Genomic DNA, 22,064 nt, shown 5'->3' with positions numbered 1-22,064 from the left:
AATTTCTTCATTAATTGGATAGATTGGAGTGTGTGATCAGTCATGAATACAACACAGGTAACAATTGATGGTGACTTGCTGGAAACGTCGGCACAGGATGCCAATACCTTCAAGGGGTTTGGCTACTTGAGCTGCAATAACTCATCGCGTCTCTTGCTGGATTACAAATGGGAAAAGCCCGAGAGCTATCGGCAAATCTTGAAGATTCTCTTCGGCGGCCAGCATCCCCTGATGTCGATGGTCAAGCTAGAACTTGGGGACGATGCGAACACGTCGTCTGGGACCGAGCCAGCGACAAAGCGCAGCGCCGATGAGCCCGCCAACGTCTTGCGGGGGGCCGGTTACCAGCTAGTTGCCGATGCCAAAAAGTTAAACCCACAACTGAAGACTAGCCTGCTGCGGTGGGGAGAACCCGGCTATTTGCGACCGTTGTGGGCACCGGTCAAGCATGCTGATCCCGACCGCGACGTGCCAGAGACAGCTTATGAACCGATGTATCAACTCTACAAGCAGACCATCGTGGCGGCGTACCAACAATTCGGCTACCTCTTCGACTACGTGGATCCGGACCGCAACGAGACCAAGCACCCTATGTATCACTGGATCAAATGGTTTGCCGACCGGCTACATAACGATACTGATTTTCCAGCGGACTTCCCGGTTGACCGTTACCAGCAGATTAAGCTGATTGCGGCTGATCAGAACTATGAGACTGAATTTGGCGATACCATGTTGACTGATCGTGAACTACGCAAACGTGTGGCGGCAGTAGGATACCACTACAATACCGATGATGGCGCACATAATCAATACAAACGCTTAGCCGATGATCATCAACATGAGGTCTGGTACAGTGAGGGGATTGCGCCGATGACCTTTGGCAAATACCGGGTACGGGCCAGTTCGGGTGACGGGATTGGCGGCAAACAGAGTGGTTTAGATGTGGCTAACCGATTAATCAAGAGCTATGTGAACTCCCGGCGAACTTTCTATATTTTCCAGCCGGCGGTTTCCGCTTACTATCCCGGGGTCAACTACAGCCACAAGGAGTTGATCACTGCAAGTCACCCATGGTCCGGGTACTTTGAGGTGGACAACGTGGGGCTACAGATCATGAAGCACTTCACGGACTTCGCCCAGTCAGGATGGCACGAGAGCAACCCGTGGCGGTACTTACCGAGTGCCTGTGACAGTCAGGTTGGTGGGACGGAGAATCTAGACAGTCACACGGATGCCCCGAGTTATCTGACGCTAGTGGCTCCAGACAAACAGGACTTCTCGACCATCTTCGTTAACGATAGTGCGATCGCGCGGCGTTACACATTGGCACTCGTCAATTTGCCCGCAGTCGGCAAGCCAGTCACGGTATGGGAGAGTCGCGGTCCAGAGCCTGGGCAAGCTTATGATAGTGGACTGAAACGACAGTGCGAAACGCTCACGGCCACGGCTGGTAAGCTGACGGTCCTGGTTCGACCACATAGTATTGTGACCGCGACAACGCTAGATCGGGCAACTGATGCCGAGGTTATTTACACACCGCAGACGGCACAGGTTGCCAATACGCTACTGGACGTTGCGGATAGCCAAGATATTTTCTATCAGGACGACTTCGGCTATGCTGCAGATTATCACATTACTCGGGGTGGGACGCCGCGGTACACCACGGATCAGGGTGGGGCCTTTGAGGTTGAACAGCGCCATGGTCAGGGTGTTTTACGTCAACAGATCACCGAGGCTCAGCGCGCGCTGGACTGGGAATATTCCTATGCGCCTAACCTCACGCTGGGGGATGACCGCTGGAACAACTATACTGTGGTGGTTTCCGTAAAGTTTGATGAGACTACCCAGCAGAATTCACCGACGGGCAACTATTTCGGCATCGGTCTGTATCAGGTCACAGATGTCAAGGGACGACTGGAGAGTGCGCCGTACGTCTTCAAGGTGGCGACGGATGGGAGTTGTCAGCTATTGAAGAATGATGGTGTCGTGGCTTTGGGTTATGTGACTAACTTAGACTTAGCACGGCTTCATCAGCTGAGCTTTGGTGTAAGTGGCAATCAGCTGACTGCGGGCATTGACGGGCAAACGGTACTGACCTTTGTGGACACGGACAATCCGCACTATAGTGGTCGCGTCAAGTTGGGTACGGGCTATTACCACACGGAAATTACTCAAATTGTCGTCAGAAAGAATGATATGGCGGATGGCGTGCAGTATCAACGTCTCGACGACTTAGATGCGCTGTTCACGTACCGGGGCGATTGGCAGCATGTCTGTGGATTGGGCAATACGATTTGGAACCGGACCTTGTCGACGGGACGTGCTGGGACGGAAACTCAGGTAACGTTTGACTTCACCGGGACCGGCTTTGCCCTGTATGGCAAACAGATCGCGGCCAGTCGATTATCGGTCAAGGTTGATGGTCATCTGTTGGTTCCAAACTTTGAACCCCAGCGAGCTGCCGATAAGGTAGAGAACGCCGTCTTCCTGGGGTTGTCCGCCGTCAAGCATCACGTCACGATTGCTGTGACTGCTGGGACTTATACACTGGATGCGGTTGGATTTTACCGGTAGTTTGCGTGTATCTCTGAATTCTTCCAGGATGATTGACAAAAAATCATGAACGAATTGAATTACTATCGTCTGTACGCCTTCATCGGGTGCAGACGATTTTTTTGGATTGTAACGATGCTGAGACTAAAATTAGGCAACGTTGTCTAAACCAGCCGGCTTACCGTTCGCCAAATTTAGGCTGGAACGCTGTGGGTAGGACGCCGCCAGCCTGGGAAGCGGTCTGCCAGCTCGCTTTGAACCGCCCAACCCGCGTTTCAAAGTCGCCATTTCCCAAGCTAACCCGCTTGGGAAATCCCACGGCTGAGCCTAAATTTGGTTCACTCACGCCTACGTATACAGTAGCCAACCATCGTGGACTAACGTTGGCAGTCCAGCGGTTGTCACCGCAATATCAGGTTAAAGAACAAATTATAACCGGAATTTCTGGCAGTCGTAGGTGGCAATTTATAACTAACTGAAAGTTGAAAGTTCCAAAACACTCATTATGACTGGTGCCACAACGCTACTGGGCCTAAAATTAAGCACGTTGTCCAACCATCTCCTTACCGACCGGCAGATATGGGCTAGATCGGTGCGAACATAACTTGAAGCCTCGATAGGACCGAGTCTCCAAGCTTGGTTTTCTACTAAGCCAGTGGGAAAACCACCCACTAACTAAGTAGAACGACGCGCCTGAACCCATATCTGCCGATCTCTCGGCTACCATAGTTGGCCTGAGGAAACATGGATTATGCTTCTAGAAGCGTTGTTGAATTGTGCTTAAACTTTAGGCACCATATGGGATTCAGTGTATGAAATTGACGTGCACAATCAGAGCCGGAGGCGGTCAGGGATGGAGCTAGCCGTGTCGACGATGTTAGTCGGCGCACTTCCGGCTTACATCGTGGGACGACCTGAGAGACGCCTGCACTTGGCGGCTTTCAGGCGAGTCGGAAGCCCGTCCTTTGGCTGGAGGCGTTCCCCACAGCAAGCGGAATCCCTGGCCGCCGGAGTGCGACCATTGCGACTAATTTAGCAGTGACAACTCCCAACCCATTTTATGGATTAAATCTCTATTAGCTGGATCTTTCTAGGTGCATTTGGACTTGCAACTTTTAGGATTGTTTTTGAAAAAAAGTGAGACAGAAACGGGGATTTTTACATTAGTAATAAGTATAAGGCGAAATTTTGAAGGTATCGTGCTACACTCAAAGCAACTAAGACCTGAAAGGATGACAACCATGCCACAAGCAGATGTACTGTTAGTAATCGATGTCCAGAATGGACTGAGCCAAGCTGCGGGCTATACCGCGCTGGTAGATCGCATCAACGAACGCCTTGATATCTACCATGATGAAGAACGGCCAGTGATCTTCATGCAGCATACCGATGACGAAATGACCTATGGCAGTGATGCCTGGCGCCTTGATGCGCGGCTTCACCGGCAGGTCACCGATACCGTCTTTCTGAAATACCATACGGATTCATTTTATGAGACCGGACTCGCAGAGCGCCTACATCATATTTTGGCCGAAAGCGTGGAAGTCTGTGGACTACAGACAGAATATTGTGTGGATACGGCGTTTCGGGTCGGCCACGACCGCGGATTTGATATGATTACGGCGACTGGTATGAGTACAACTTTTGATACACCGGAACTCAGTGCTGCTGTGATTCGCAGGCATCATGAGAGCATCTGGAACGGTAGCTTTGCGACAGTCTACCCCGTAGCGGAATAGCAGGCCTTTAAAATTAATTGGTGTATAATTAGGTTATGCACAATTGTTTTGAGAAGGGAAGTTTTCTAATGACAACGATCTATGATTTTTCCGAAACTGAGATGAGTGGTCAAGCGATTGACTTCAAGGATTACCGAGGTAAGGTCGTCTTAATTGTGAATACGGCCAGTAAGTGTGGCTTGGCGCCGCAACTTGAGGGTATCGAGACCTTATATAAGCGGTATCACGATCAGGGCCTGGAAGTTCTGGGGCTCCCCTCGAATCAATTTCATCAGGAGTTGGACTCCGACGAAGCGACGAGTGACTTTTGTCAGCTACATTACGGCGTGACCTTCCCCATGACTAAGCAGGTGCGGGTGAATGGGGATGACGAAGATCCACTGTTTACCTATCTCAAGGACACCGCTGGTCACGGTCGCATTAAGTGGAACTTTACAAAATTTCTAGTTGGACGTGACGGTCTGCTGATCGACCGCTACGCACCAATTACTAAGCCAGAAAGTATTGAAGACGCCATCGTACAGGCGTTGGCGGTGACAAACTAACGGTCGCAAGTCAATGACACACATCATTTTACCTGAGAACAAGTTATCCATTCTGCAAGAATTAAAAAAGTCGTGTTGCTTACCGGATAATCTTTACCCGACAGGCAACACGACTTTTGTTTAAATTAGGGTGTTATCAGACGACCGATGCCTAGCGCCGCGACAACGTAAACTAACGCAATCGCAATGGTGATCCAGGTATCTTTTTGCCAAAATTTTTCAGTCATTGTTAGGTCTCCTTAGGCGAGTTTTACATTGGGAGTGACAGTGGAAGTCAGCTTAGACTTGTTCAGTAACAGGGAGCTGGCAACCACAGAGAGCGAGCTGAGCGCCATCCCAAGGCCGGCAATCTCGGGACTGAGAATGAATCCGACGGCTGCGAAGATTCCGGCAGCCACCGGAATCCCCAGTGCGTTGTAGATGAACGCCCAGAAGAGGTTCAATTTGATGCGATTGAACGTCTTTTTGCTGAGTTCGAGTGCCCGTACCACATCCTGGAGGTCGTTCTTGACCAGCACAATACCACCGGCTTCAATGGCGATATCGGTCCCGGAACCCATGGCGATACCGACGTCGGCAGTCGTCAGAGCTGGCGCGTCGTTGATGCCGTCACCCGCAAAGGCAACGGGACCATCGGCCTGCAACCGCGTGATGGCGGCTGCTTTGTCGCCAGGAAGAACGTTGGCAATGACTTCATCGATACCGACTTGATCCGCGATTGCCCGCGCTACACGGTCATTGTCACCGGTCAGCATCACGGTCCGCAGACCGCGTGCTTTGAGCGCCGCCATGGCACCGGCTGAGCTGACTTTCGGCGCATCTTGAATGGCGACCAGGCCGATAACTTGATCCGCGATACCGACAATAACGACCGTCTTAGCTGCGTTTTGCAACTGGTCCATTTGCCGGGTCAATCCTGGTGTGAGCGTGTAATGGTCGAGGAGTTTGTCGTTACCAATAAAGGCCGATTGTCCATCGACTGTGGCTTGTACACCCTTGCCTTGAATAGCTTGAAAATCGGTCGCAGCAACCGGAGTGATCCCGACACTACGGGCTTTGTCCAATATGGCGGCAGCCAGCGGATGTTCGGAAGCAACTTCCAGATTTGCCGCCACTTGGAGGACGTCAGGACCACCTACGATGTCGGTCACTTGGGGATGACCCTCAGTGATGGTCCCGGTTTTGTCGAAGACCACGGTTTTGATCTTATTGGCAGTCTCAAGCACCTCACCATTTTTGATAAGGATTCCCATCTTGGCGCTACGACCGGTACCGACCATTAGGGCCGTCGGAGTTGCGATCCCCAGTGCACAGGGACAAGCAATGATGATGACCGAAACGGCAAATAACAAGGCGTTCACGATACTGGCACCCAACACGACGTACCAGACAGTAAAGGTGAGAATGGCGGCAATCAGGACGGCGGGAACGAAGATATCGGAGACCCGGTCTACCGTCTTCTGAATAGGTGCGTGGCTAGTCTGCGCCTTCTTGACCATCTCGACAATTTGTGCCAAGAGGGTGTCATCACCAACCTTACTGGCGGTAAACGTAAAGGCTCCCGTACCGTTGATGGTAGCGCCAATCACGTGGTCACCAACTTGCTTGGTCACGGGCATACTTTCCCCAGTCACCATGGATTCGTCGATGCTCGAGTGGCCGTCGGCAATGGTTCCATCGACAGCGATCTTTTCACCGGGCTTCACGCGAATCGTATCACCGACAACGACGGTACTCAGGGGAACCTGCGTGAATTGGCCATCACGTAATACATTGGCGTTTTTTGCTTGGAGGCCAATCAACTTTTCCACGGCCCCAGAGGCAGTGTGCTTCATCTTCTCCTCAAAGTATTGGCCGAGAAGGATAAGGGTGATCACGAATGCTGCACTTTCGTAGAAGACGGCCCTCCCCGTGAGCATGGCGTAAACGCTGTAAAGGTAGGCCGTGGTGGTTCCGATAGCGACTAACGTATCCATGTTAGCGTGGTGATGGCGAAAGGCAGCCCAGGCACTTTGGATGAATGGCCGTGCGGAGATAGCCATGATCCCAGTCGTCAAGAAGAACATTGTCCAAGCACCACCGGGAAGTATGAAACCAAAGGGGGCGGCCAGCATTTCAACTAACATGGGGAGCGAGAGAATCAATGAGAAGACAAAACGGTTTTTGATGCTCATGGCTCGATGACCACCTTTCCACGGAACATATTCATGCCACAGGCGAATTTATACGTACCCGCCTTACTGGTATCGATGGCGATCTCTTGCGGCTTATTCAATGGTAAGTCGGCTAAGACGTCGAAGTCAGGGAGCTGAACTTGGTCTAAACAACCAGCGGCGTTGATGCGATTAAACGTGATGGTGGCCGGGATGCCCTGTTTTAGAACAACCGTGTCGGGGTGGTAACCACCGTCAACGGTAACGGTCGCATTTTGTTTCATATTTTCTTTTGTCATATGATGACCTCCAATTAGTGATGCGTGTCGGGTGACGCTTACTTGATAATGACTTTGCCGTGGAACATGTTCATGCCACACGCATATTCATATTCACCGGGTGTGCTGGTGTCGATGGTGATAGCATGATTTTCGTCCTTAGGTAAAAATTCATTGATACCAAAGTCGGGGAAGACGACCTGTTCCAGACAGCTCGAGGGATCTTTGCGATTAAATATAATCTGAGCGGGGATCCCGCGTTTGAGAACGACGGTGCTTGGCGTGTAGCCCCCGCTGACGGCTACATCGACGTCTTGTTTATCGTGAGCCACGTCTGCGTCGACAGTGGCGGTGGTGTGCTTGCCAAAGAACCACCAAGCGATGAAGCCGATTGCAACAATGGCACCAATTGTAACGATTAATTTATCCATAATGTCCAAACCTGCCTTTCTTTTTAAGTTTACAAATGTAATCTATGTAAGTAGCATAAGACTATCGTTTACATTTGTCAACGAAAAAGTTGTTTTTGTCTCATCTAGGCCTAACGGAAACAAAAAACGTGACAGCTGCTTCCGGGAAGTCGGCTGTCACGTTATCAATTAGATTTGATCAAAAGATTGAAAAATGAAGTATTAGCTATCTAGCAGCAATGGTCACACTCCGGCGGTCAGAGATTCCGCTTGCTGTGGGGAACGCCTCCAGCCAAAGGACGGGCTTCCAGCTCGCCTGAAAGCCGCCAAGTTCAGGCGTCTCTCAGGTCGTCCCACGATGTAAGCCGGGGAAAGCGCCGACTTACATCGTCGACACGGCTAGCTCCATCCCTGACCGCCTCCGGCTCTGATTGTGCAGTTCAATGCCACTCGCTGAATTCCAAGTGGTTCCTAAAGTTTAAGAATAAGTCAACAACGTTTATAGGCGCATAATCCACGTTGCCTTAAACCAACTATGGTAGCCGAGAGGTCGGCAGATATGGGCTCAGGCGCGTCGTTCTACTTAGTCAGCGGGTGATTTTCCCACTGGCTTAGTAGAAAACCAAGCTTGGAGACTCGGTCCTTTCGAGGCTTCAAGTTGTGTTCGCACCGCTCCAGCCCATATCTGCCGGCCGGTAAGGCGATGACTAGACAACGCTGCCTAATTTTAGGCCCAGTATCATTGTGACAACAAGCGTAATGGGTGTTTTGAAACTTTTAACCTTCAGTTTGAGATTAAATGTGATTCAGATTTCTTGGACCAGACCATCGAAGAAGCGCTTGAGAGAAATCTTTCCCCGGGTGCTGCGCTCGCCCTCCAGGTAGAGCATCTCACTTCGAACGTTCTTATACTCGTACAACGTGTTGGCGTATTCCACGACAATCTCGTCGCCCATATCGTCAAGACAGAGGTGGGCAAGGTTGGTCAGGCCAGTCTTAATGGCGCGTCGAACCCGCTGAAAAACGATCTTCTTTTCGCGGTCGTCGATGTGGTAGGCCACGTTGAAGTCAATCTCACGGAAAGATAGCTGTTGATCGATCATGATCTGGGTGATGGCCAGAATGTCGGCGGAACCGGCTTCAGACGTGATTCCCAGGAAACGCAGAATTGACAGAATCTTGGCCTTTTGGGCCTGGTGCGGATCCACAGTCGGCGTTGCGGTGGGAATGCCACCAACCAGCGACTGAACGGCATTGAGCTTGGCGGCCATCTGAATGTTTTGGGCTACCTTTTCCACGACTGTCTTGACCTCAATCAGATTGATTGGTTTGTCGATGAAAAATTCGATGCCCGCCTGATAGGCCTCGGCGCGCAGCTCGTCATCCTTAACCTGGGAAATCATGATGAAACGGAGATCCGGATGAAGATGCTTGAGCTTCTCAACCAGTTCAATCCCAGACATTCCGGGCATTAGTAGGTCAACTAGAACGATGTCAACATGTTGAATCATGATATCAGCGATGGCCTTCTGGGCATTTGGTGCCACGCCGATCACACTATTATTGGCGTCCTGTTCGAGAATGCGGCGCAGCATCATTGGAATAGCGGGGTCGTCGTCGACAATGTAGAATTTCATACGGAAGCCTCCTGAGCGAGTCGTTGTTTGTTAAGTGTAATTTCAAAATTAGTGCCCTTGCCGAGCTGCGAGTGGACTTGAATGTCGCCGTCAAACTGTTCCTGAACGATGATTTTGACGTGTGAGAGGCCGATACCTCGGTAAACGTTTCCGGTGTTCTCATCGAACTTGGTACTGAATCCGGGCTGAAAAATCATGGCCTGGGTCTCGTCATCCATGCCTGTGCCGTTATCGCTGACGGTGATAATCACATTTGGACCGGCATCAGCCACTGTGATACGGATGTAGCCGTTGGTCTGGTCGAGCATGGCATCGGCGCTGTTGAAGATCAGATTGGAAAGAATTGAGACGACATAGTAATGGTTGGGGATGACGATATCAACGTGACTGTGAGTGTCGATAACGACGCCACGTTGCTCATCCTTGAGCGCTTCGCGAATGTAGCGGGTAGTCACTCGGAGAATGTCGGCTAGCTGCATGGGCGTGGCCTGATCATTGCCAAATGAACTGCCCAGGCCGCAGATGACGTTTTGATAATCCTTCTTGATTTCGTGAACGTCACGGGCAATGTCCAGGGCCATCTCGCGTTGTTCTGGTGTGACATCGGCATTTTGAAGCTGTTTGTTCAATAGGTAGGCGTTCTTCATGACGTTTTCAATCTCCGTAATATTTTTACGCATGAAGTAGACCTCACTCTTCACGACCGATGCGACCCAGATAAAATGGTAATACTGCTGTTCGTGGTCCTCGTCGCGTACGAGGAGGGTGAAGTGGTGATAGAGAAAGGCGAAGCAACAGCTGATCAGGCTACGCAAAAGAGCAGTGATAAATAGCAACTGAAACAGGCGGTAGTGATAATCAGTGAACCCGGTTAAAATACTGACCTCTAGCAAGTTAGCGAGGTAGTCGCAGACGATGATCGTCAGTAAAAAGGAACTGTTGTTGCGTTGGCCCTTACGCCAGTACAGCCAGTAATACAGCACACCATAACAGACATAGAAGGCCATGTCGGCCGCCACGTAACGCAGATTGTCGGTGCGGCTGACATCGTTGCTAATGAATAGTAGAATTCCCCGAAAGATGGGGGAGGCACCAGCAATGGCGACCGTCAGATGAATCGGATTCAGATCACCATTAAAGTAGAGAAAGATCGGCAGTAGTAGTGCGGACAGCGTCAGGATAAAGCCGGGAGTGTAGGCGGTGAAGTTAACCTGTGAAGCCAGAGCAATGCAGATGGCGGCAATGAGAATCCGCCTGTAGCGTTCGTGACTAATGAAGCGGGATTGTTTCAACATTTTGAAATAACTCCTAACTTATTATGGACAATGGATGGTGTACCGATATGTATGATGGCTACAATCAACTTTTACCCTAGGCCCTCATCTACATTTATTTTTTTCGTAATCTGAAGGGTCTAGTGCACTGAAGATTGAGCGGTTAATAACATCCAAGGATTGAAGCACCAACGATCAGCAACGGCTTAATCGTTAACTATAGTCGGTTGCAAAGGGCTTGCCGATATAATTTTAAAAGTATTTTGCTGACGGGTTGAAGCTTCGTGAAGTTTTACGAAACCGATTACATATACTGTCATTGTAAATAACAAAGGAGGAATTAACAATGTACAATTTGCGGAATCGGAGTTTTCTCACTTTATTGGACTACACCCCTAAGGAAATGGGCTTCCTGTTACAACTGGCTGAAGATCTTAAGAATGCTAAGTATGCGGGTACGGAACAGCAAAAATTAAAGGGCAAAAACATCGCGCTTATTTTTGAAAAGAACTCGACTCGGACACGTTGTGCATTTGAAGTTGGGGCCTATGACCAAGGGGCTCACGTAACTTACCTCGGGCCTTCCGGTACACAAATGGGTAAAAAGGAATCAGCTAAGGACACGGCTCGCGTATTGGGCGGGATGTTTGACGGCATCGAGTATCGGGGCTTCTCCCAACGGACCGTAGAGACGTTGGCTAAATACTCAGGCGTACCGGTTTGGAACGGCCTGACCGATGAAGACCATCCGACCCAAGTATTGGCGGACTTCTTAACGGCTAAGGAAATTCTCAAGAAGCCCTACAACCAAATCCACTTTACATACGTGGGTGACGGCCGGAACAACGTTGCCAATGCGCTGATGATCGGTGCTGCCATCATGGGGATGACTTACCACCTGGTCTGCCCACAGGAACTGAATCCCTCACCAGAACTGCTGGCTAAGGTTGAAGCTATTGCCGAAAAGACGGGCGCTACCATCTTTATCACGGATGACGTGGACCAAGGGGTGAAGGGCTCTGATGTCCTCTACACCGATGTTTGGGTATCGATGGGTGAACCCGATGAAGTCTGGACGGAACGAATCAAGTTGCTCTCACCTTACCAGATCACCAGTGAAATGATGGCCAAGACGGGCAATCCAAACTGTATCTTTGAACACTGCCTGCCATCCTTCCACGACGCAGAAACCAAGGTGGGTAAGGAAATTGCTGAGAAATTTGGTATTACTGAAATGGAAGTTACCGATGAAGTCTTCGAAAGTGACGCCTCGGTGGTTTTCCAAGAAGCTGAGAACCGGATGCACACCATCAAAGCTGTGATGGTTGCGACCTTAGGCGAATAGGCGGAGGACGAGCAGATGGCAAAAATCGTTGTGGCCCTCGGCGGAAACGCCCTGGGGAAATCACCAGAAGAACAGTTGCAATTGGTTAAGCATACCGCAACCTCACTGGTTGGTCTCGTGGCTGCCGGTCACAAGGTCGTGATCAGTCACGGTAATGGTCCACAAGTAGGGGCCATCAATCTGGGTATGAATTATGCGGCGGAACACGGCCAGACGGCGGCGTTCCCATTCCCCGAATGTGGGGCGATGAGCCAAGGGTATATCGGCTATCACCTCCAGCAGAGTTTACAAAATGAACTCCATCAACGGGGTATCGTGAAGGATGTGGCGTCGGTCGTCACCCAAGTTGAAGTCGATGAAGGTGATGCGGCATTCCAACACCCAACTAAGCCAGTCGGTGCGTTTTATAGCAAGGAAGACGCCGACCGCATCGTGGCCGAAAAAGGCTACACTTTCGTTGAAGATGCGGGCCGGGGTTACCGGCAAGTAGTACCTTCACCACAACCTAAGTCGATTATTGAACTCAAGAGTATCAATGACTTGATTGAAAATGACAACCTCGTCATCGCTGGCGGTGGCGGTGGGGTACCCGTAGTCAAGACCCCAGTTGGCTTGAAAGGGGTTCCAGCCGTAATCGACAAGGATCGCTCCAGTGCCTTATTGGCGGCTAACATTGCGGCGGAACAGTTGATTATCTTAACGGCGGTCGATGCCGTGTACGTCAACTATGGGCAACCGGATGAGGATGTTCTCCGCGAACTGACCGCCACAGAAGCCAAACGCTACATTGACGACGGGCAATTCGCACCGGGCAGCATGTTACCAAAGATCGAAGCCTGCTTAGACTTCGTTGCTTCGGGCAACAACCGGACGGCCCTGATTACCTCACTGGATCGGCTGGACGATGCGTTGGCTGGTAAGGTCGGGACACTGATTAAATAATCCGGATAACCACTTATATTTTGGCAGACACATAGAACGCGGTCCAAGGGATGTTGGCGTAGCACCCGTTCTTGGGACCGCGTTTTAGGTTGGAACGAAGCTCTGCATCGCTTTACCGGTCAGCGTAAATTGGCTGGAACGCTGGGGCGGACGGAAAGTCCCAATGCACCTAGAAAGCCCCAGATAATAGCGATTCAATCCACAAAATTAGTTATAAATTACCACCTGCGGCTGCCAGATGTTCCGGCGTCTGTGGGGACCGCCTGCGGCCTGAGAAGCGATTCCCACAGCAGGTGGAATTCTGGCAGCCGTGGGCGACAATTGCACTCAAATTTCAGAATTGTTTAAAATCAAGGACAGAAGTCAACTAAGAGCAAAGGGGTGGAAACATGGATACACCAGCACAACAACCTAAAAAGAAGTTCAAGCTGCGAATGCCCGGCGCGTTTGTCATCTTATTCATCTTAACAATCGTTGCCGTGATGGCAACCTGGATGATTCCCGCGGGGTCCTATTCCAAGCTTGCTTACGAATCATCAAGCTCGTCACTGGTCATCACCAAGCCTTCGGGGAAGACGGAAAAGGTGGCGGCAACCCAGGAACAATTGGATAAGCTGGGTGTTAAAATTCAGATCAAGGAATTTACCTCTGGCGGTATCACCCAGGCCGTTTCGATTCCGAATACTTATCAACGCTTGAAACAACATCCGGCGGGCTTGGGTGCCATCACCAGTAGCATGGTGCGTGGGACCATCGAAGCCGTAGATATCATGGTCTTCATCTTCGTGTTAGGTGGACTTATCGGTGTGGTTAAAGCCAGTGGGGCGTTTGAAGCCGGCCTGCTGGCGTTGACCAAGAAGACCAAGGGTCACGAATTTATGTTGATCTTCATGGTAGCCGTTCTCATGATCTTAGGGGGAACGCTCTGTGGGATTGAAGAAGAGGCCGTGGCCTTCTATCCGATTCTGGTGCCAATCTTTATCGCGATGGGCTACGATTCCATTGTCTGTGTGGGGGCTATCTTTCTGGCGAGTTCGGTCGGGACGTCGTTCTCCACGATTAATCCGTTCTCCGTTGTGATTGCATCTAATGCGGCTGGCATTAATTTCACAGAAGGAATCATTTGGCGGATCGTTGGGTTGATTGTGGCCTCCATCTTCGTCATCTGGTACCTGCATTGGTACAGCAAGAAGGTTAAGAATACGCCAGCCTTCTCCTACACCTACGAAGATCGCACATCGTTTAATAAGATGTGGTCGGTGGCTTCCGGTGACAGTGAAGAGGGTAGCGCATTTACCTTCCGGAAAAAATTAATTCTGATCCTGTTCGTGGTTACATTTCCCATCATGGTCTGGGGTGTCATGTCTCAGGGCTGGTGGTTCCCAACCATGGCATCATCCTTCTTGGCATTTGCCATTATTATCATGTTCCTGACAGCGACTGGTAAATACGGCATCGGTGAAAAGGGCGTCGTGGATGCCTTTACCAATGGGTCTGCAAGTCTGGTCGGGGTATCACTGATCATTGGGCTTGCTCGAGGGATTAACCTGGTCATGAATGAGGGGCTAATCTCCGATACAATTCTCCAGTATTCCTCAACGCTGGTGGCTCACGTGAGCGGGTCGGTCTTCATCTTGATTTTGATGCTGATCTTCTTCGTACTTGGTTTCATCGTGCCATCCTCTTCAGGTTTGGCGGTACTGGCAATGCCAATCTTTGCACCGTTGGCCGATACGGTCGATATTCCACGGTTTGCCGTAGTAACGGCCTATCAATTCGGGCAATACGCGATGCTCTTCCTGGCCCCAACCGGGCTGGTTATGGCCACCCTGCAGATGTTGGATATGAAGTATTCTCACTGGTTCAAGTTCGTTTGGCCAGTCGTCCTCTTCGTGCTGATCTTCGGTGGTGCTATCCTGGTTGCCGAAGTGCTGGTCAGTTGAGCGTCATGATTTAAAAAGATAATCAAATAACCGTCATCCTCGTGTCGCTGAAGTGCGGTGGGGATGACGGTTATTTATGTGTGAACAGATAATTTATTTCTGGATCTTTTGCCTAAAATAAGGGGTGCTGTTCGTCTTCGAGCCCTGAATTTGCAAAGGCCATCGCTGTCGAAGAGTGTGCTATACTGACAAAATGTAAGCAATGTAATGCGAAATTTACAAGGAGGATGCCTGAATGTCACTGACGACCGCAAAGAATTATCTTTTAGTAACCGAAAGAATTGGTAAGAAACCTATGCTGCGGACGCGCTTCACGACGCAAGCCTACCTGGTTTTAGCCACGCTAATGGATCTACGTGACCAGGGCGTGCTGACCGTGACGGCGGGGGAAATGAAATTGGCTGACCAAGCGCAATTAACGACACTTCCGCAGTATTTGGATGAGCTTAAGATTCGGCTACAAAATGACCTGCAGCAGGACGCCCGGCTCAAGTCAGTGTTGAAGCTTGTCACGAGCTGGAACATTGTCAATGAGATTTATGACGGGATTGGCGAGGAATTGGAACGCGATGGCCTAGTGAAGAAGGTCATCTTTCAAAATAATCTGAAGCCCCACACCATCTACGCACCCACTGCGTCCAGTCGGGTACGGGTCATTGACGACTTGTCCAAAAATATCGATGGTCATAAATTGACGGCGACGGACGTGAATCTGTGGCTGTTATTGCGACAGCAAAAGGCGTTACCGTATCTCTTCAGCGACGATGTGCGCTTAGCCAAGTTGACCGCCGAATTTAATCGGCAGACGGCTACTGATGAAGGGGCTGCAACAACGCAGATATTGACGGCAACCGCTGGTGAGATCATTCAGATGAAGAAGTTCGAGATGGATGGTTGGCTAAGTTAGATGAGAAAAGACAAAGTGGACACTAGTCAAAAGGGTGCCTGCTTTGTCTTTTATAATGACAGCTTGTTGAGCGGGAGTGTATGCACTAGTCTTCCGGGATTTCTTTGCCAATCAAAGATCCTCCGAATTCTTCCTTTTGTGTGAAGTCATGAGCGTCGATGAACTTTTGATTGTGGAAAGGATTTTCCTGTTTGGGCGTGTAGACAATAGTACCATCCCTTCCTTGAAAAACATCAAATTCTTTTGCCATTGGTTTAATGTTGCTAGGAACAGTGAGCGTATTAGAATTGCCAACTTTACGTAATTTTACGGTCATCTGTAGCCCCTCCCTTCGTGTATACAGAGTATAGTTTGTGGAGGCTTAATTGCAACTAAACGAATTCAGAACAGCAAATAATAAAGTCCGCTCGCCCCAATAAAGACGTAGATATAGCGCTTCACGGTCACGATGTTTAGGCGATTCAGCAGGTGTGCAGCTATAGCTGTTCCGACGATGGCGCCGACCATGCCGACCAGAATGTAGGGGATCACGCTGGTCGTCAGAATACCGTTGAACACCCGCAACGTGGTGATGTAGACAATGTCGATGAGAAAAAATGTTTGAATGTTGCCAATGTATTCGCCGGTGGTGTTAGCGAGTGAGAGAAAGTACAGCGCCATCAGCGGACCACCGATGCCGAAGAGACCGTTGAAGAAGCCTGAGATAATCATAAAGATACCGGCGACCAGCCAAGGATAAGGTTTGGTCCCGGCATTTTTATTAAATGAAAAGTAGAGGGACAGCGCCATCAGCAGGCCGCCGAGGAGCATGCGCAGCAGGTGGACGTCGAGGACGCGTACCAGATGGACCGACCAAGCTGCGACACTAGCGTAGACCAGAAAGGGAATGATGATCCGTTTGATATGGATGTCGTGCCGGTAGCGTAACACGAGTGTGAGGACACTCGCTGCCATGATCAGTGAAGCCACACCGGCGCTTTCCGCGATCGGCAGAATGCTGGGTAGAAAAATCATCATCATGATGGCCGCACCGAAACCCGTCAGGCCCTGAACCAGACCGGCGAGAAAACCAAATAAAATTATGAGTACCCAGGTCATTTCGCAAATCTCCTTAAAGATAACTTAGTCTCAGTGTGGGCGATTGACGGGGAGATGTCAACGTTTGGCCTGATTCGAACGTGAGGGTTGCCAACGGTTCTAATAGATGTTATAGTGTATTAGTAGAATATAACACTAGGGAGGCGGCGGATATGCATTTCGATGATAAGATTCCAATTTATTATCAAATCAAGAATCATATTTACCATGAGATCATCACGGGCGATCTACAACCAGGGGAAAAGTTGCCGTCCGTTCGGCAACTGGCGGTAGACGTCACAGCTAATGTGAACACGGTTCAACGGGCATTAAGCGAAATGATTGCGGCTGGAATCATTGAATCCAAACGCGGTAGGGGGAATTTTGTCACGATGGAAACGACTAAAATCACGGCGTTAAAAACACAATTGGTTACGGCTCAGTTGGCACATGTTTACCAGCAGTTACACGCTTTGAACCTCAGCGATGAGGAAATCTTAACGAGCGTCCAACACTATATTGAACGAAGGGGGCAAGCCCAATGACTGACAGCTTAAGTATCCAAAATATGACGTATAAACGTGGAATGAAGACGATTTTGCAAGATGCCAACTTGACACTGGCTCCGGGAAAAATTGTCGGGTTACTCGGCGAGAATGGTGCCGGGAAGACGACCTTAATGCGCTTGATTACGGGGAGTGCTAAGGGAGCAGGCAATATTGCGGTAAATGGCGATACTGCAGAGGCCGACCGGAAACGCCACGTGAGCTTCTCCGAACAACTCCGCGGATTTTCCGGCAACACGAAGCTGACCCGGATCGTTGACTTTTATCAAACGGTTTACGGTGACTTTGAAATGGATCGGTTCACGGAATTGGCAACGTTCTTGCAGATTGACACCAGTCTTAAGCTGGCAGCGTTGTCTAAGGGGATGAAGGAAAAGTTGATCATTGCCCTGACGTTGGCACGGCGGACGGACCTCTACTTACTGGATGAACCCTTTAGTGGTATCGACAGTATGAGTCGTAAGAAGATTATCAATAGTATTCTTCAGTGGAAACCGGAGAACGCGACGATGGTGATCAGTGACCACTACGTTTCTGAGATTGCACCGATTCTGGATGAAATCGTCGTCGTTAAGGATCAAACCATTTACGCGCATCGGCAGGCTGATGAAGTACGTGAGGAATTCCATGTGGGGATTGAGGCTTACTACGAGAGCTTGTACGAGAGGGGCAACGACAATGACTAACTTTGGCAAACTATTTAAGGTGTTCAATCGCAGTAAGTTTTCTGCGGTCAACCAATTAATGTTGATTGAGCTAGCGGCGATTGCAGTTAGCCTGGTTTGGACGCTGGTATCGGGAAATATGTCGCAGATGAGCTTTATGGGGGCTGTGAGTGGCTGGTCTGGTTTGGTCTACATCATTGGCTTTTTCCTGATTGCACGGCAAGCTGAGTTGGCGTTTACCCGGGATACGTACCGTTTGATTCCAGCAAAAAATGTCACTTTTTATACTGCGAACCTAGCATCCTCGTTAGTGATGTTCTTGTACTTGATTTTATTGCAGTTGGGATTACACCTGGTGGGCATTGCCGTTGCCTGGCGTAAGATCAGCAGTGAATTAGGTATGATGACCATGAACCATCACATGAATATCAGCGGTGGGGATATCGCGCAAATTGCGCTGACTGTGACGCTACTCGTTTTGACGGTCTTTATCTTAGCATTGACGACGGTGACCCTGATCCATTTGACGGTCAGTGCCACGAATAATTTCTTGCCGGCTGCTGGTAAGCGGGTCGTGGATGCTATTCTGTACATTGTTGTGATTCTAATCGTGATGCGGGTGGGTGTCTTCCTGTTTGATCAAATCAATCAAGTCATGACGACACTCAACGTGCAAGGCGTGACGAACATGGTGATTCCGTTGATTGGGATGTTGGTCGTGGCTGCATTGGAATCCTTGATCAGCGTCTTCTTGATGAAACGTTGGGTGGAAACAGTCGCAAACTAAATGACTTGTCAGAAGCTGAAAAAATAAACACCGAGGAATTGCGCCTGAATTGGCGCGGTTCCTCGGTGTTTTTGCGTTCTCAACAAAAGGTTAAAAGATGAAATGTTGGTATACCCTTTCTATAACAGTGGGGATAGCGTCCTGAGTATTGGCTACATTGTCCAAACCAGCCGGCTTACTGTTCAGCAAATTTAGGCTGGAACGCTGTGGGTAAGGACGTCGGCGGTCCCCACAGCTGCCGGAATCTCTGGCAGCCGCAGGTGGTAAACTCGAACTAATTTTGTGGATTAAACTGCAATTAAATGTTTTGCAATAGCTCTTGAATCGCTGGAATTGCGGCACCAACAGCGACGGCGTGGTCGACGACAGTACCTCGTTGCAGATAACCCGGCGTTTCAGGAAAGACGGATAGTTTTCCTAGCCGTTGTTTTAAGGCGGTGATATTGGTTTCGCTGAGATATTTTGTTAACTCACCAGCAATCACGATGGGGAGGTCAACGAACATATGAAGATTGTAGATGGCTTCTGACAGGTAATTGAGGTAGGTTTCAAAACGTTGTTCAATCTTCGCATCATGGTGATGAAGATCCGCGAAGAATGTGCTGAGATCCTCGTTGGGTTGGAGCAGGGAGCTTACGGAGCAGTACGTTTCAATGCAACCGCGCCGACCGCAGTAACAGATGGGACCGTCAGTAGAATTTAACGTGATGTGCTCCATGGTGCCGCTCCGACCACTGGGGCTTTTGAAGACCTTACCGTTGATAATAATAGCGGTTCCAATGTGCTCACTGATCGACAGAAAGATACCATCGGTGGGGTGATTGGCGTATTCGGCCACGGCAACGCAGTCCGCGTCATGGTAAAAGGTTACGGGAAAGGGCAGATATTGGCCAAAATTATTGGCCTTCATCCCGGTACAGTCTAGAATTTTACCGTAAAGAATCGTAGTGCCATCGTTGGAAATTAGGCCTTGAATCCCAATGCCCACGCCGCTGATCTGGGTCAGGCTGAAGCCCTTATTTTGCAGAAAAGCCAGTAGCTGTTGGCTAAGGGCCTGGGCATATTGATCGTCATTAGCAAAGGGGAGATTGATCGTGTGCAGGTCAAGAACTTCGTTGCGAAGATTCAAGACGGCAATTGTGGCGTAATTTCGAAAAATCTCGACGCCAACACTGATGCTGACATTAGGATCAATGGCATAAGCCGTCGCACGGCGGCCAATCAATGATTTCAGCTGACCATTCTTAATGATGAGGTGCCGTTCAGTTAGCTTTTGAAGGTTGGAGCTGACCGTGGGCAAGCTGAGACTCAATTGATCCGCAATATCCTGTTTGGAAAGTTTTTCGTTGTCATACAGCAGATGATAAATATCCGAGTAATTGGACCGTTGGATGGCTTGCATATTACTTGTACTCATGGTGGGCTCCTTTCTGAATGGGTGAATGACTTTAGTGTAGCACATTTGGACAAAATAGAAAGTGACTTTCCACAATTAAGCAAGCGCTGCCAAAAAAAGGACGTTATTTGTTGCGAATCTGGCCAGATTGTCGCGTGAATTATGCGGAAACTACAAGTGAATAGTTCACAAACCATCGTTGATTGCGTGCGAGACGTAATGAATAGTTCCTGTTATTACTGATTGAATAGGCAATGGACAGCATGTGAAAATGATATTTAAATGGCCAACCAGTTGCTAATGAAAGCGATTGCACTTATACTAGTGCAGTAATAGGTTTTATTAAATGGGTTTGCAAAACGATTTATACTAATTATCTGTGGGGTGTTGAAATTGAAAAAGTACCTGTCATATGCTTTAGGAACGTTTGGCCATGATGCGTTCTATAACACATTGAGTATTTATTTCATGATGTTTTTGACGAGTCAGTTATTTACAAATAGTGGCGATGAGAAGATGGTGGGAGTTGTCACCATGCTGGTTGTGATCATTCGCGTTGGTGAGATTATCTTTGATCCCATGATCGGAGGTGTGGTCGATAACACGAATACACGGTGGGGAAAATTCCGACCGTGGATCATGATTGGCTCGGTTGTCGCTTCGGTCGGACTGATGTTCCTGTTCTCAGACTATTTTGGACTAGCGTGGCAGAATCCAACAATTTATCTAGTTTTGATTGCGGTAACTTTCCTAGTGGTCGACGTCTTCTACTCATTTAGTGATATTGCGTTGTGGTCACTGCTTCCGGCGGTCAGCTTGGATTCCAAGACGCGGACCAAATTCGGAACGGCCTCACGGATTGGTTCCACTCTGGGGGCACAGATTGTTATTGTCATTATTACGCCAGCCATCATGCTCTTTTCACATTGGATTTCTAAGGTGCCATTTGGCCAACAGACGCGTGCTGGATGGACGGGTTACGTCATTATCGTCGCCGTATTGTGCACGGGTGGGGCGTTGATTACGTCGTTGAATTTGAAAGAAGAACATAATGTGATTCGGGCTAATGTGAAGCATACCACGTTATCAGATATCTTTCGGGCAATTGGTCGGAATAAGCAGTTGTTGTGGATTGCAGCGTCCTATTTCCTATTCGCGTTTAGCTATGTGGTCACCAATTCCTTACTGATGTACTACTTCCGCTATCGTTTAGGCAATGCGGGTGCGTACACCTGGGTTGGGGTAATCACCTGTGTTCTGGGGGTCATCTCAGTAGCCTTGTATCCCGCCTTGGAAGTCTTGATTCGGCGAAAGGCAATTTACATTGGTGGGATTGCTTTCATGCTGATCGGGTATGTTTTGTTCTTATTTGCCGGTCAGAATCTATGGCTGGTCCTATTGGCGGTGTCGTTTTACTTCTTCCCGTACCCTCTGATCTTTTTGGCAACGTTAATGACGATTACCGATAGCGTTGAGTATGGGCAATTGGTCAACGGGGTACGGAATGAATCCGTGACGTTGTCGATTCGGCCCTTAATTGATAAGTTAGCAGGTGCCGCTTCCAACGGGATTGTCGGAATCGTTGCAGTGATGGTTGGGATGACAGGTAACGCCAAGCCTAGCGATATCTCGGCTAGTGGTGTGAGCCAATTCAATATGTTTATGTTCTACATTCCAATTGTGTTGTTGGTGATTGCCGCCCTTATTTTCTGGCTGAAAGTGACGTTGACCGAAGAGAAGCATGCGGAAATTGTCCGTGAATTAAAGAAACGGTTAAAGGTTCAACCGGCTGAAAACTAGTGACAGCAAAGAGTTACAGCTATATGCGGTCATGAAAATTAAAAATA

Annotated in this window: 20 protein-coding genes; 11 read left to right on the top strand and 9 right to left on the bottom strand. The window is 49.3% G+C overall.

Features of this window, described 5'->3' with window-relative positions; translation table 11 throughout:
- The first annotated feature begins 42 nt into the window (after window positions 1–42).
- Complete coding sequence (locus ACKTSF_RS07405; protein WP_407888069.1) at window positions 43–2,574, top strand: glycoside hydrolase family 30 protein; 2,532 nt, start codon at window positions 43–45, stop codon at window positions 2,572–2,574.
- Between the two features lie 157 nt (window positions 2,575–2,731).
- On the opposite strand, the gene ACKTSF_RS07400 is transcribed toward ACKTSF_RS07405, so the two are convergent.
- On the bottom strand, window positions 2,732–2,899 hold the full coding sequence (locus ACKTSF_RS07400) for a hypothetical protein (protein WP_407888067.1): 168 nt from the start codon (window positions 2,897–2,899) through the stop codon (window positions 2,732–2,734).
- An 895-nt stretch (window positions 2,900–3,794) separates the two neighbouring features.
- Here ACKTSF_RS07400 and ACKTSF_RS07395 point away from each other — a divergent pair.
- Complete coding sequence (locus ACKTSF_RS07395; RefSeq protein ID WP_407888065.1) at window positions 3,795–4,292, top strand: isochorismatase family protein; 498 nt, start codon at window positions 3,795–3,797, stop codon at window positions 4,290–4,292.
- A gap of 68 nt (window positions 4,293–4,360) precedes the next feature.
- Complete coding sequence (locus ACKTSF_RS07390; RefSeq protein ID WP_407888063.1) at window positions 4,361–4,837, top strand: glutathione peroxidase; 477 nt, start codon at window positions 4,361–4,363, stop codon at window positions 4,835–4,837.
- A gap of 239 nt (window positions 4,838–5,076) precedes the next feature.
- On the opposite strand, the gene ACKTSF_RS07385 is transcribed toward ACKTSF_RS07390, so the two are convergent.
- From ACKTSF_RS07385 to ACKTSF_RS07365, 5 genes are all read right to left on the bottom strand, one after another.
- A complete protein-coding gene (locus ACKTSF_RS07385; RefSeq protein ID WP_407888061.1) occupies window positions 5,077–7,011 on the bottom strand; it encodes a copper-translocating P-type ATPase in 1,935 nt (644 codons plus the stop codon).
- The gene (locus ACKTSF_RS07380) at window positions 7,008–7,289 is read right to left on the bottom strand and encodes a cupredoxin domain-containing protein (RefSeq protein ID WP_407888059.1); all 282 of its coding nucleotides are present in this window, start codon (window positions 7,287–7,289) and stop codon (window positions 7,008–7,010) included. Before ACKTSF_RS07380 ends, ACKTSF_RS07385 begins: the two co-directional genes overlap by 4 nt.
- 38 nt (window positions 7,290–7,327) lie before the next feature.
- The gene (locus ACKTSF_RS07375) at window positions 7,328–7,699 is read right to left on the bottom strand and encodes a cupredoxin domain-containing protein (RefSeq protein WP_407888057.1); all 372 of its coding nucleotides are present in this window, start codon (window positions 7,697–7,699) and stop codon (window positions 7,328–7,330) included.
- Between the two features lie 785 nt (window positions 7,700–8,484).
- Window positions 8,485–9,315 (bottom strand): DNA-binding domain-containing protein, encoded by an 831-nt coding sequence (locus tag ACKTSF_RS07370; RefSeq protein WP_407888055.1) that lies wholly within the window; start codon window positions 9,313–9,315, stop codon window positions 8,485–8,487.
- Window positions 9,312–10,610: a sensor histidine kinase gene (locus tag ACKTSF_RS07365; protein WP_407888053.1), complete on the bottom strand. Its 1,299-nt coding sequence runs from the start codon at window positions 10,608–10,610 to the stop codon at window positions 9,312–9,314. Before ACKTSF_RS07365 ends, ACKTSF_RS07370 begins: the two co-directional genes overlap by 4 nt.
- 325 nt (window positions 10,611–10,935) lie before the next feature.
- On the opposite strand from ACKTSF_RS07365, the gene argF reads away from it, so the two are divergent.
- The 4 genes from argF (at window position 10,936) to ACKTSF_RS07345 (ending at window position 15,726) form a co-directional block, all read left to right on the top strand.
- Window positions 10,936–11,934, top strand: coding sequence for an ornithine carbamoyltransferase (gene argF / locus ACKTSF_RS07360; RefSeq protein ID WP_407888051.1), 999 nt, complete (start codon window positions 10,936–10,938; stop codon window positions 11,932–11,934).
- Window positions 11,935–11,949: 15 nt separating this feature from the next.
- Window positions 11,950–12,876, top strand: coding sequence for a carbamate kinase (arcC, locus tag ACKTSF_RS07355; RefSeq protein WP_407888049.1), 927 nt, complete (start codon window positions 11,950–11,952; stop codon window positions 12,874–12,876).
- Window positions 12,877–13,265: 389 nt separating this feature from the next.
- The gene (locus tag ACKTSF_RS07350) at window positions 13,266–14,819 is read left to right on the top strand and encodes a YfcC family protein (RefSeq protein WP_407888047.1); all 1,554 of its coding nucleotides are present in this window, start codon (window positions 13,266–13,268) and stop codon (window positions 14,817–14,819) included.
- 235 nt (window positions 14,820–15,054) lie between these two features.
- Window positions 15,055–15,726: a hypothetical protein gene (locus ACKTSF_RS07345; RefSeq protein WP_407888045.1), complete on the top strand. Its 672-nt coding sequence runs from the start codon at window positions 15,055–15,057 to the stop codon at window positions 15,724–15,726.
- Window positions 15,727–15,811: 85 nt separating this feature from the next.
- Here the strand turns inward: ACKTSF_RS07345 and mazE are convergent, their stop codons facing one another.
- Both mazE and ACKTSF_RS07335 read right to left on the bottom strand, forming a co-directional pair.
- Window positions 15,812–16,042: a type II toxin-antitoxin system PemI/MazE family antitoxin gene (gene mazE / locus ACKTSF_RS07340; RefSeq protein WP_407888043.1), complete on the bottom strand. Its 231-nt coding sequence runs from the start codon at window positions 16,040–16,042 to the stop codon at window positions 15,812–15,814.
- Between the two features lie 65 nt (window positions 16,043–16,107).
- The gene (locus ACKTSF_RS07335) at window positions 16,108–16,824 is read right to left on the bottom strand and encodes a TSUP family transporter (RefSeq protein WP_407888041.1); all 717 of its coding nucleotides are present in this window, start codon (window positions 16,822–16,824) and stop codon (window positions 16,108–16,110) included.
- A gap of 152 nt (window positions 16,825–16,976) precedes the next feature.
- Between ACKTSF_RS07335 and ACKTSF_RS07330 the strand changes: the two genes are divergently transcribed.
- The 3 genes from ACKTSF_RS07330 to ACKTSF_RS07320 are packed head-to-tail and all read left to right on the top strand — an operon-like array spanning window position 16,977 to window position 18,821.
- Entirely contained in the window at window positions 16,977–17,348 is a 372-nt protein-coding gene (locus ACKTSF_RS07330; RefSeq protein WP_407888038.1) for a GntR family transcriptional regulator, read from the top strand.
- Window positions 17,345–18,055, top strand: a complete 711-nt coding sequence (locus ACKTSF_RS07325; RefSeq protein WP_407888036.1) for an ATP-binding cassette domain-containing protein — start codon at window positions 17,345–17,347, stop codon at window positions 18,053–18,055. Before ACKTSF_RS07330 ends, ACKTSF_RS07325 begins: the two co-directional genes overlap by 4 nt.
- Window positions 18,048–18,821 (top strand): hypothetical protein, encoded by a 774-nt coding sequence (locus ACKTSF_RS07320; protein ID WP_407888034.1) that lies wholly within the window; start codon window positions 18,048–18,050, stop codon window positions 18,819–18,821. The genes ACKTSF_RS07325 and ACKTSF_RS07320 overlap by 8 nt, the downstream gene beginning before the upstream one ends.
- 298 nt (window positions 18,822–19,119) lie before the next feature.
- On the opposite strand, the gene ACKTSF_RS07315 is transcribed toward ACKTSF_RS07320, so the two are convergent.
- Window positions 19,120–20,238 (bottom strand): ROK family transcriptional regulator, encoded by a 1,119-nt coding sequence (locus tag ACKTSF_RS07315; protein ID WP_407888032.1) that lies wholly within the window; start codon window positions 20,236–20,238, stop codon window positions 19,120–19,122.
- Window positions 20,239–20,610: 372 nt separating this feature from the next.
- Between ACKTSF_RS07315 and ACKTSF_RS07310 the strand changes: the two genes are divergently transcribed.
- Window positions 20,611–22,017, top strand: coding sequence for a glycoside-pentoside-hexuronide (GPH):cation symporter (locus tag ACKTSF_RS07310; protein ID WP_407888030.1), 1,407 nt, complete (start codon window positions 20,611–20,613; stop codon window positions 22,015–22,017).
- The last annotated feature ends 47 nt before the right edge of the window (window positions 22,018–22,064 follow it).

Source organism: Levilactobacillus muriae, assembly GCF_045862015.1.
GTDB classification, from domain to species: domain Bacteria; phylum Bacillota; class Bacilli; order Lactobacillales; family Lactobacillaceae; genus Levilactobacillus; species Levilactobacillus muriae.
The sequence above is the reverse complement of the archived record's forward strand: the minus strand, read 5'-3'. Positions and strand labels throughout refer to the sequence as shown.

What these genes read in the sequence shown, in the direction of transcription:
- ACKTSF_RS07390 (WP_407888063.1), top strand. Translation starts at nt 4,361, where the DNA reads ATGACAACGATCTATGATTTTTCCGAAACTGAGATGAGTGGTCAAGCG.
- ACKTSF_RS07315 (WP_407888032.1), bottom strand. Translation starts at nt 20,238, where the DNA reads ATGAGTACAAGTAATATGCAAGCCATCCAACGGTCCAATTACTCGGAT.
- ACKTSF_RS07325 (WP_407888036.1), top strand. Translation starts at nt 17,345, where the DNA reads ATGACTGACAGCTTAAGTATCCAAAATATGACGTATAAACGTGGAATG.
- ACKTSF_RS07380 (WP_407888059.1), bottom strand. Translation starts at nt 7,289, where the DNA reads ATGACAAAAGAAAATATGAAACAAAATGCGACCGTTACCGTTGACGGT.
- arcC (WP_407888049.1), top strand. Translation starts at nt 11,950, where the DNA reads ATGGCAAAAATCGTTGTGGCCCTCGGCGGAAACGCCCTGGGGAAATCA.
- ACKTSF_RS07335 (WP_407888041.1), bottom strand. Translation starts at nt 16,824, where the DNA reads ATGACCTGGGTACTCATAATTTTATTTGGTTTTCTCGCCGGTCTGGTT.
- ACKTSF_RS07365 (WP_407888053.1), bottom strand. Translation starts at nt 10,610, where the DNA reads ATGTTGAAACAATCCCGCTTCATTAGTCACGAACGCTACAGGCGGATT.
- ACKTSF_RS07320 (WP_407888034.1), top strand. Translation starts at nt 18,048, where the DNA reads ATGACTAACTTTGGCAAACTATTTAAGGTGTTCAATCGCAGTAAGTTT.
- ACKTSF_RS07345 (WP_407888045.1), top strand. Translation starts at nt 15,055, where the DNA reads ATGTCACTGACGACCGCAAAGAATTATCTTTTAGTAACCGAAAGAATT.
- mazE (WP_407888043.1), bottom strand. Translation starts at nt 16,042, where the DNA reads ATGACCGTAAAATTACGTAAAGTTGGCAATTCTAATACGCTCACTGTT.
- ACKTSF_RS07375 (WP_407888057.1), bottom strand. Translation starts at nt 7,699, where the DNA reads ATGGATAAATTAATCGTTACAATTGGTGCCATTGTTGCAATCGGCTTC.
- ACKTSF_RS07370 (WP_407888055.1), bottom strand. Translation starts at nt 9,315, where the DNA reads ATGAAATTCTACATTGTCGACGACGACCCCGCTATTCCAATGATGCTG.
- ACKTSF_RS07385 (WP_407888061.1), bottom strand. Translation starts at nt 7,011, where the DNA reads ATGAGCATCAAAAACCGTTTTGTCTTCTCATTGATTCTCTCGCTCCCC.
- ACKTSF_RS07350 (WP_407888047.1), top strand. Translation starts at nt 13,266, where the DNA reads ATGGATACACCAGCACAACAACCTAAAAAGAAGTTCAAGCTGCGAATG.
- ACKTSF_RS07395 (WP_407888065.1), top strand. Translation starts at nt 3,795, where the DNA reads ATGCCACAAGCAGATGTACTGTTAGTAATCGATGTCCAGAATGGACTG.
- ACKTSF_RS07330 (WP_407888038.1), top strand. Translation starts at nt 16,977, where the DNA reads ATGCATTTCGATGATAAGATTCCAATTTATTATCAAATCAAGAATCAT.
- argF (WP_407888051.1), top strand. Translation starts at nt 10,936, where the DNA reads ATGTACAATTTGCGGAATCGGAGTTTTCTCACTTTATTGGACTACACC.
- ACKTSF_RS07405 (WP_407888069.1), top strand. Translation starts at nt 43, where the DNA reads ATGAATACAACACAGGTAACAATTGATGGTGACTTGCTGGAAACGTCG.